Origin of the sequence: Streptomyces asiaticus (assembly GCF_018138715.1) — a bacterium.
Lineage (GTDB): Bacteria > Actinomycetota > Actinomycetes > Streptomycetales > Streptomycetaceae > Streptomyces > Streptomyces asiaticus.
In genome coordinates this window covers 251,644-261,300 of sequence record NZ_JAGSHX010000001.1, presented here as the reverse complement: position 1 = coordinate 261,300, position 9,657 = coordinate 251,644, and the positions used below count along the sequence as shown (strand labels likewise).

General features: G+C 73.2%; 1 protein-coding gene. It reads right to left on the bottom strand.

Translation table 11 applies throughout. The features are described 5' to 3' along the window. Nucleotides 1-31: 31 nt before the first annotated feature. Nucleotides 32-9,652 (bottom strand): type I polyketide synthase, encoded by a 9,621-nt coding sequence (locus KHP12_RS00725; protein WP_211831237.1) that lies wholly within the window; start codon nucleotides 9,650-9,652, stop codon nucleotides 32-34. Between the last annotated feature and the right edge of the window lie 5 nt (nucleotides 9,653-9,657).

Here is a 9,657-nt window from a genome sequence, read left to right as displayed (position 1 = left end):
AATTGACCGAGGCTCAGTCAAAAAACCCAGCTCAGGAAATCCCGAGCTCCTTGTCAATGAAGTCGAAGATCTCATCGGATGTCGCCGACTGAATCTTGTTCGCGACCGCCTTCTTGCCGGTGTTGCCCGAATCCTGTTCCGCTTCTCCCCACTTCAGAAGCAGCGTCTGCAAGCGCGTCGTGATCCTCGGCCGGTCCACGTCCTCGGCGGAGATCGTGGCCATCGCCGCCTCGATCCGGTCCAGCTCGCTGAGGATCGGCGCGGCCGCCGAGACCCCGTCCCGGACGACGTCGGTCCGCAGTCGGCGGGCCAGCGCCACGGGCGTCGGGTGGTCGAAGACGATCGTCGCGGGCAGGCGAAGGCCCGTCGCCGCGTCCAGCCGGTTGCGCAGTTCGACAGCGGTCAGCGAGTCGAAGCCGAGTTCGCGGAAGGCCCGCTGGGACTCGACCGACTCCGCCGACGGGAAGCCCAGCACCATCGCCACCTGCGTGGTGACCAGTTCGAGCAGGGCTCGTTCCTGCTCCGCCTCGGACATTCCGGCGAGCCGCTCGCGCAGCTCCGAGCCACCGGTCTCGAACACCGCGGCGGTCCCGCCGCCGAGCGCGGCCTCCAGGATCCGCCGCGCCTCGGGCACCTCGTCCAGCAGCCGGCTGGCCCGTACGGCGGTGTAGGCGGGTACGAATCGCTCCCAGTCGAGGTCGGCGATGGCCAGGTGGGTCTCCTGCAGGTCAAGGGCCTGCTGGAGGGCCTTGACCGCCAGCTCCGGGGTCATCGCGGCCATGCCGCCGCGCCGCAGCCGGTCCTCCAGCGCCCCGTCGACCGCCATGCCGCCCTCGGCCCACGGGCCCCAGGCCACCGAGGTGGCCGCCAGGCCCTGGGCCCGGCGCTGCTGCGCCAGGGCGTCGAGGTAGGCGTTGGCCGCCGCGTAACTGCCCTGCCCGGCGCCGCCGATGGCTCCGGCCAGCGAGGAGAACAGCACGAAGGCCGAGAGGTCGAGACCCTCGGTGAGCTCGTGCAGGTTGCGTGCCCCGTCCACCTTGGGACGCAGCACGCCCGCGACCCGCTCCACCGACATCGCGTCCAGCACACCGTCGTCCAGGACGCCCGCCGCGTGCACGACGGCGCTCAGCGGGTACCGCTCCGGGATGGCGGCCAGTACGGCGGCCAGGGCCTCCCGATCGGCGGCGTCACATGCCGCGATGGTCACCTCGGCGCCCAACGCGGTGAGCTCGTCGCGCAGTTCGGCGGCACCGTCGGCCTCCGGGCCACGGCGGCTGGTCAGCACCAGGTGCTCGGCACCGGCGCTCGCCAGCCACCGGGCCACCTGGCCGCCCACTCCCCCGGTGCCGCCGGTGACCAGCACCGAGCCCCGTGCGGTCCACGGCCGGGCCGTGGACCGCGGCGCGGTGGCCCGCACCAGGCGCCGGGTGAACACGCCGGACGTACGCACCGCCACCTGGTCCTCGAACTCGCCCGCGCCGCCGCCCAGCACACCGGACAGCCGGGCCGCGGCCCGCTCGTCGAACGTCTCCGGGAGGTCGACCAGACCGCCCCAGAGCCGGGGGTGTTCCAGACCGGCGACCCGGCCGAGGCCCCACATCTGCGCCTGGGCGGCGCTGCGCAGGGTGTCGGATCCGGTCACCGACACGGCACCGCGCGTCGCCACCCACAGCGGGGCCTCGACACCGGCGTCCACGAGCGCCTGGAGCGCGACGAGGTTGAGCGCGAGCCCGCGCGGCACCACCGTGTGCTCGGCGCAGGGGTCCTCGTCCAGGGCCAGCAGGGAGAGCACCCCGCCGACGGCCCCGTCCGGGGCGCCCTCGGCCGCCGTGCGCAGCCGCTCGGCGACCGCCGCGCGGTCGATGTCCGCGGCGCCGTCGAGGACGATCCGCGCCACGTCGGCGCCCTGCCGCTCCAGCATGGTCGCCGCGGAGGTGACCAGTTCGTCGTCGGCGTACGCCTGGGGGACCATGACCATCCAGGTCCCGGTCAGCGCCCGCTCCGAGAGCTCGGACACCGGGGTCCAGGCGATCTGGTAGCGCCAGCCGTCCACCGTGGACCGCTCACGGTGGCCCTTGCGGTAGGACGACAGGGCGGGGAGCACCTCGGTGAGTGAGGCGCTCCCGTCCACCTGCAGCGCGGTGGTCAGCGCCTCCAGGTCCGCACGCTCGACCGCGTCCCAGAAGCGGGCGTCACCTTCGTCCGCGGAGGCGGGGGCGGCGGAGGTGTCGCTCTCGGGGGCGTCCAGCCAGTAGCGCTGCCGCTGGAACGCGTACGTCGGCAACTCGACCCGCCGGACGTCCTGGCCCGCGAACAGGGCCTCCCAGCCGACGGTGACCCCGTGGACGTGGAGTTCGGCCAGCGCCGTCGTCAGCGCCTGGGCCTCCGGGCGGTCCTTGCGCAGCGCGGGCACGACGACGGGGGCCGAAGTCTCGTCCACCGTCAGGCACTCGCGTGCCATCGCCGAGAGCACCCCGTCGGGGCCCACCTCGAAGAACCTGGTCACTCCCGCGTTCTCCAGGGAGCGCATCCCGTCCGCGAAGCGCACCGCCTCGCGGACGTGGCGCACCCAGTACTCCGGCGAGCACACCTCGTCGGCGCCCGCCGGCTTGCCCGTCACGTTGGACACCAGGGCGATGGCCGGCGGGGCGAACGAGAGCCCCTCGACGACCTTGCGGAAGTCGTCCAGCATCGCGTCCATGCGGGGCGAGTGGAAGGCGTGGCTGACCCGCAGCCGGCGGGTCTTGCGGCCCTGCTCCGCCCACTGTCCGGCGATCTCCAGCGCCGCCGCCTCGTCACCGGCGATGACCACGGAGGAGTGGCTGTTGACGGCGGCGATGCTCACCTCGGCCTCACGACCGGTGAGCGACGGCGCGATCTCCTCCTCCGACGCCTCGATGGCGACCATCGCGCCGCCTTCGGGCAGCGCCTGCATCAGACGGCCACGGGCGGCCACCAGGGTGCAGGCGTCCTCCAGCGAGAACACCCCGGCCACCTGCGCGGCGGCGATCTCCCCGATGGAGTGGCCGATCACCACATCCGGTGCCACGCCCCACGCGGACAGCAGCCGGAACAGCGCCACCTCGACCGCGAAGAGCGCGGGCTGGGTGAACGCGGTCTGGTCCAGCAGCTCGGCGTCCGCGCTGCCCTCCGCCGCGAACATCACGTCCTTGAGCGGGCGGTCCAGAGTGACGTCCAGGTGGGCGCACACCTCGTCCAGCGCCTGGGCGAACACCGGGAAGGCGTCGTACAACTCCCGCCCCATGCCGAGGCGCTGGGCGCCCTGGCCGGAGAACAGGAACGCGGTGATCCCGGTCGGAGTGGCGACCGAGCGCACGACCCCGGGGGCCTCCTCGCCGGTGGCGACGGCCTCGAGCCCGCGCAGCAGCTCCGCACGGTCCGCGCCCGTCAGCACGGCACGGTGTTCGAACACCGCCCGGGTGGCGACCAGGGAGTAGCCCACGTCCTTCAGGCTCAGCTCCGGCTGTGCGGTCAGATGGGCCCGCAGCCGCCGCGCCTGGGCGCGCAGTCCGTCCGCGCTCCGGGCGGAGAGCGCCCAGGGGGCCGCGCCACGGTCGTCGGGAGCCGTCACCTCGGCCGGCCGCTCCTCGTCGGCCTCCGACGGGGCCTGCTCGATGATGGTGTGCACATTGGTGCCGCTGACGCCGAACGCGGAGACGCCGGCCCGGCGCGGCTGCCCCGTCTCCGGCCACGCGGTGGCCTCGGTCAGCAGCCGCACCTCGCCCGCCGACCAGTCCACCTGCGGCGACGGCTCGTCCACATGCAGCATCTTCGGCAGTACGCCGTGCCGCATCGCCATGACCATCTTGATGACGCCGGCGAGTCCGGACGCGGCCTGGGTGTGCCCGATGTTCGACTTGAGCGCACCCAGCCACAGCGGGCGGCCCTCCGGCCGCTCCTGGCCGTAGGTGGCCAGCAGCGCCTGCGCCTCGATCGGGTCGCCCAGCGACGTACCCGTGCCGTGCGCCTCCACCGCGTCCACCTCGGCGGCCGACACCCCGGCGCTGGCCAGCGCCTGGCGGATCACCCGCTGCTGCGAGGGGCCGTTGGGGGCCGTCAGGCCGTTGGACGCACCGTCCTGGTTGACGGCGGAGCCCCGCACGATGCCGAGCACCTGGTGACCGTTGCGCCGGGCGTCCGACAGCCGCTCCACGAGCAGCACATCGGCGCCCTCGCTCCAGCCCGTACCGTCCGCCGCGGCCGAGAACGGCTTGCAGCGCCCGTCGGGGGCGAGCCCGCCCTGCCGGCTGAACTCGACGAACGCCATCGGGGTGGCCATCACCGTCACACCGCCGACCAGCGCCATGGAGCATTCGCCCTGACGCAGCGACTGGCAGGCCAGGTGCAGGGCCACCAGCGACGACGAGCAGGCGGTGTCCACCGTGACGGCGGGACCCTGCAGGCCGTAGGTGTAGGCGAGACGGCCGGAGACGACGCTGCCCGCGTTGCCGGTCAGCAGGTGGCCCTCGACGTCCTCGGGCACGGTCTCCAGATTGGCGCCGTAACCGGAGCCCGAGAAGCCCACGAACACGCCGACCTGGCTGCCCCGCACCGACGCGGGGTTGATGCCCGCCCGCTCGAACGCCTCCCACGAGGTCTCCAGCAGCAGCCGCTGCTGCGGGTCGGTCGCCAGCGCCTCACGCGGCGAGATCCCGAAGAAGCCGGGGTCGAACTCGGCCGCGTCGTACAGGAATCCGCCTTCACGGGCGTAGAACGTGCCGGGCCGGTCCGGGTCCGGGTCATACATGCCCGACAGATCCCAGCCGCGGTCCGACGGGAAGGAGGAGATGGCGTCACCGCCGCTCTCCACCAGCTGCCACAGGTCCTCCGGGCTGCGCACCCCGCCGGGGAAGCGGCAGCTCATGGAGACGATCGCGATGGGGTCGTCGTCCGCGCCGGACCCGGCCACGGCCCCGGACCCGGCGACGAGCGCCGGCGACGACGCGGTGCCCAGCACCTCGGTCCGCAGATACGCCGCGAGCGTGCCGGCGCTGGGGTAGTCGAAGACCAGCGTGGCGGGCAGGCTGAGACCGGTCTCCGCGGCCAGCCGGTTGCGCAGGTCGACCGCGGTCAGCGAGTCGAAGCCCAGATCGCGGAAGGCCCGGTTCGGCTCGACCATCTCGGCGGAGGCGTAACCGAGCACGGCGGCGGCGTGCTTGCGCACCAGATCGAGCAGCGCCCGGTCCCGCTCCCCCTCGGTCAGCGGCTTCAGCCGCTCGCGCAGCTGCGCCCCGGCGGCCTCGGCGCTCTCGCCACCGTCGCCCTGCGTCTCCAGCGCCCGGACCTCGTCGAGGTCGCTCAGCAACGGACTGGGACGGACCGCGGTGAACGAGGGCGCGAACCGCTCCCAGTCCACGTCCACCACCGTCACCAGACCGTCGTCACCGGCCACCGCGCGCTCCAGAGCGGCGATCGCCAGCTGGGGTGCCATCGCGGGCAGACCACGCCGCGCCAGCTGCTCCCCCGCGTCGTCCCGGGTCGCCATGCCGCCCTCGGCCCACGGGCCCCAGGAGACGGCGGTACCCGCGAGACCCCGCGCCCGGCGCTGCTCAACCAGCGCGTCCAGGAAGGCGTTTCCGGAGCCGTAGACGCCCTGGCTGCCGCCGCCCCACACACCGGAGATGGACGAGAAGACCACGAACGCGTCGAGCTCACGGTCGCCGAGCAGCTCGTCCAGATTGACGGCACCCGCCACCTTGCCCGACACCACCCGGGCCGCGTCCGCGAGCTCCGTCTCCAGCAGGGAAGCCGCGATCGTGACACCCGCCGCGTGCACCACCCCGGTGAGCGGCTGGTGCTCCGGTACGGCGTCCAGGACGGCGGCGAGCGCGTCACGGTCCGCCGCGTCGCACGCGGCCACCGTCACCTCGGCGCCCATGCCCTCCAGCTCCGCCTTCAACTCGGCGGCGCCCTCGGCCTCGAGACCGCGGCGGCTGGTCAACACCAAGTGCTCGGCACCGCTGCGGACCAGCCAGCGGGCCACCTGGCCACCGAGCCCGCCCGTACCACCGGTCACCAGCACCGTGCCACGCGCCCGCCACGAGATCTCCTCGCCGGCGGCCGGGGCGGACCGCACCAGACGACGTACGAAGACACCGGAGCCGCGCACCGCGACCTGGTCCTCGCCGCCCTCGACGGACAGCACCCCGGCCAGCCGCGCCGCGCCGCGCGCGTCCAGCGACTCGGGCAGATCGACCAGACCGCCCCACAGCGGGGGGAGCTCAAGACCGGCGACCCGGCCCAGCGCCCAGACCATCGCCTGCGTCGGGCTGGTGAGCCGGTCCGAACGCCCCACCGACACCGCGCCCCGCGTACCGCACCACAGCCGGGCCGGGATCTCGGCCCGCACCATGGCCCGCACCAGCACCAGGGTCAGCGCATAGCCGCCCGACAGCGCCGGATATCCGGGGCAGGGCTCCTCGTCCAGGGCGAGCAGGGACAGCACACCACCCAGCTCGGGCGTCTCCGCGGCCGCCTCGCGCAGCCGCTCCGCCAGCACGTCCGCGTCGAGGTCCCGCTCGTCCACCGCGACCGGGACCACACCCGCGCCGTGCCGCTCGAGCCCGGCGACAACCCCCGCCACCAGCTCGTCGCCGACACGGGACGCCGGAACCACCACCAGCCAGGTCCCCGACAACGACCCTTCGGCCAGGTCGGAGACCGGCTTCCACGACACCTTGTAGCGCCAGCCGTCGATCGTGGACTGGTCGCGGTTGTTGCGGTGGTACGCGGACAGGGCGGGCAGCACCGCGCTCAGCGGCGCCTCGCTGTCCACCGCCAGCGTCCCCGCCAGCGACTCCAGATCCTGGCGCTCCACCACCTCCCAGAACCGCGCATCGACAGAACCGGCGCCATCGGCCGCACTTCCGCCGGGCGGCAGACCGAATCCATCGAGCCAGTAGCGCTCGCGCTGGAAGGCGTAGGTCGGCAGCTCGACACGACGGGCGCCACGGCCCTCCAGCTCGGTGAGCCAGTCCACCTTGGTGCCACGCGCGAACACCTCGGCGGCGGAGGTCAGGAAACGCTCCAGACCGCCCTCGTCGCGCCGCAGCGTGCCCACGACGACGGCTTGCGCCTCAGAGGCTTCAACCGTCTGCTGGACGGGAAGGGTGAGAACCGGGTGCGGGCTCACCTCGATGAAGGTGACATGGCCACTGTTGAGGAGGGTGCGGGTGGTGGCCTCCAGCTCGACGGTCTGCCGCAGGTTGCGGTACCAGTACTCCGCGTCCAGACCGGCCGTGTCGACCAGTTCGCCGGACACCGTGGAGTAGAACGGCACCTCCGACGGGCGCGGTGCGATGTCCGCCAGCACCTTGAGCAACTCGTCGCGGATGCCTTCCACGTGGGCGGAGTGCGAGGCGTAGTCCACCGGGACCCGACGGACGCGGATCTCCTCGCCCTCCAGCTGGGCCACCATCTCGTGCAACGCCTTCGGGTCACCGGAGACCACGACGGAACCCGGTCCGTTGACCGCGGCGACCGAGATCGCGCCGTCCCAGGCGGCAATGCGCTCCTTGGCCTGATCCGCCGGCAGTCCGACCGACACCATGCCACCACGGCCCGCAAGGCCCACGGCGATCGCCTGCGAGCGCAACGCCACCACCTTGGCGGCGTCCTCCAGCGAGAGCGCGCCCGCGACGCACGCCGCGGCGATCTCGCCCTGGCTGTGGCCCATGACGGCGTCGGGCTCCACGCCCACCGAACGCCACAGCTTCGCCAGCGACACCATCACCGCGAAGAGCACCGGCTGGACCACATCCACCCGGTCGAAGCCCGGAGCACCCTCCGCGCCACGCAGCACATCCGTCAGCGACCAGTCGACGTACGCCGACAAGGCCGTCTCACACTCGCCGATCGCCTCGGCGAACACCGGCGAGGACTCCAGCAAGTCCACCGCCATACCCACCCACTGCGCCCCCTGGCCGGGGAACACAAAGACCGAACGGCCACGGACATCCGCCACGCCACGCGTGACACCCGAGGCAATCTCGTCCCCGGCCAACGCGCCCAGCCGCTCCAGGAGCTCCTCGCGATCGGCCCCCGTCACCACCCCGCGGTGCTCGAACACCGACCGCGTCGCCACCAGCGAGTACGCCACGTCGGCGGCGTTCAGCTCCGGGCGCTCGGCCAGGAAGTTCCGCAGCGTGCCCGCCTGTGCGCGCAGGCCGGCCGCGCTGCGGCCGGACACCACCCAGGCCACCGGACCGTCGGCGACCTCCGCCTCGGCCTCCTCGGCCGCCTCGGGCTCCGGAGCCTCCTCCAGGATCGCGTGGGCGTTCGTGCCGCTGATGCCGAACGAGGACACACCGGCCCGGCGGGGCTGCTCGGTCTCGGGCCAGGGGGTCGACTCGTTGAGCAGCCGGATGTCGCCTTCGGACCAGTCCACCTGGGTGGACGGCTCGTCCGCGTGGAGCGTCTTGGGCAGCACGCCGTTCCGCATGGCCATCACCATCTTGATGACCCCACCGACACCGGCGGCGGCCTGGGAGTGGCCGATGTTGGACTTCAGCGAGCCCAGCCACAGCGGCTTGTCCTCCGGCCGCTCCTTGCCGTAGGTGGCGAGCAGCGCCTGCGCCTCGATCGGGTCGCCCAGCGACGTACCCGTGCCGTGTGCCTCCACCGCGTCCACATCGGCGGGGGTCAGGCCCGCGTTCTGGAGCGCCTGGCGGATCACCCGCCGCTGCGAGGGGCCGTTGGGGGCCGTCAGACCGTTGGACGCGCCGTCCTGGTTGATCGCCGAGCCCCGGACGACGGCCAGCACCGGGTGGCCGTTGCGCCGGGCGTCGGAGAGCCGCTCCAGGAGGAGCAGACCCGCACCCTCCGCCCAGCCGGTGCCGTCGGCGCCCGCGCCGAACGCCTTGCACCGGCCGTCGGGAGCGAGCCCGCCCTGCCGGCTGAACTCGACGAACATGCTGGGGGTGAACATGACGGCGACGCCACCCGCCAGGGCCAGCGAGCACTCCTCCTGACGGAGCGCCTGGCAGGCCCAGTGCAGGGCGACCAGCGACGACGAACACGCGGTGTCCACCGTCACGGCGGGCCCCTCGAGGCCCAGGGTGTAGGCCACCCGCCCGGAGACCACGGAGGTGGCGTTGCCCGCGAGCAGCAGCCCCTCCACGCCTTCGGGCATCTCGCTCACCCCGGCGCCGTAGCCGGAGGGCGAGGCACCGACGAACACACCGGCCTGGCTGCCCCGCACCGACGCCGGGTCGATTCCGGCGCGCTCGAACGCCTCCCAGGCGGTCTCCAGCAGCAGCCGCTGCTGGGGGTCGGTGGCGAGCGCCTCCCGCGGGCTCATGGAGAAGAAGCCGGGGTCGAAGTCGCCGGGCGCGTCCAGGAACCCGCCCTCACGGACGGAGAAGGTGCCGGATCGGTCCGAGTCCGGGTCGAAGAAGCCATCGACGTCCCAGCCCCGGTCGGGCGGGAACTCGGTGATCGCGTCGCCGCCCTCGGCGACGAGCCGCCACAGCTCCTCCGGAGTCCTCACACCCCCCGGGTACCGGCAGCTCATCGCCACGATGGCGATGGGCTCCCGGTCCCGCTCCTCCACCTGTCGAAGTCGCCGACGAGCCTGACGCAGGTCAGCCGTCACCTTCTTGAGGTAGTCAAGGAGTTTTTCGTCTTCCGCCACTATCC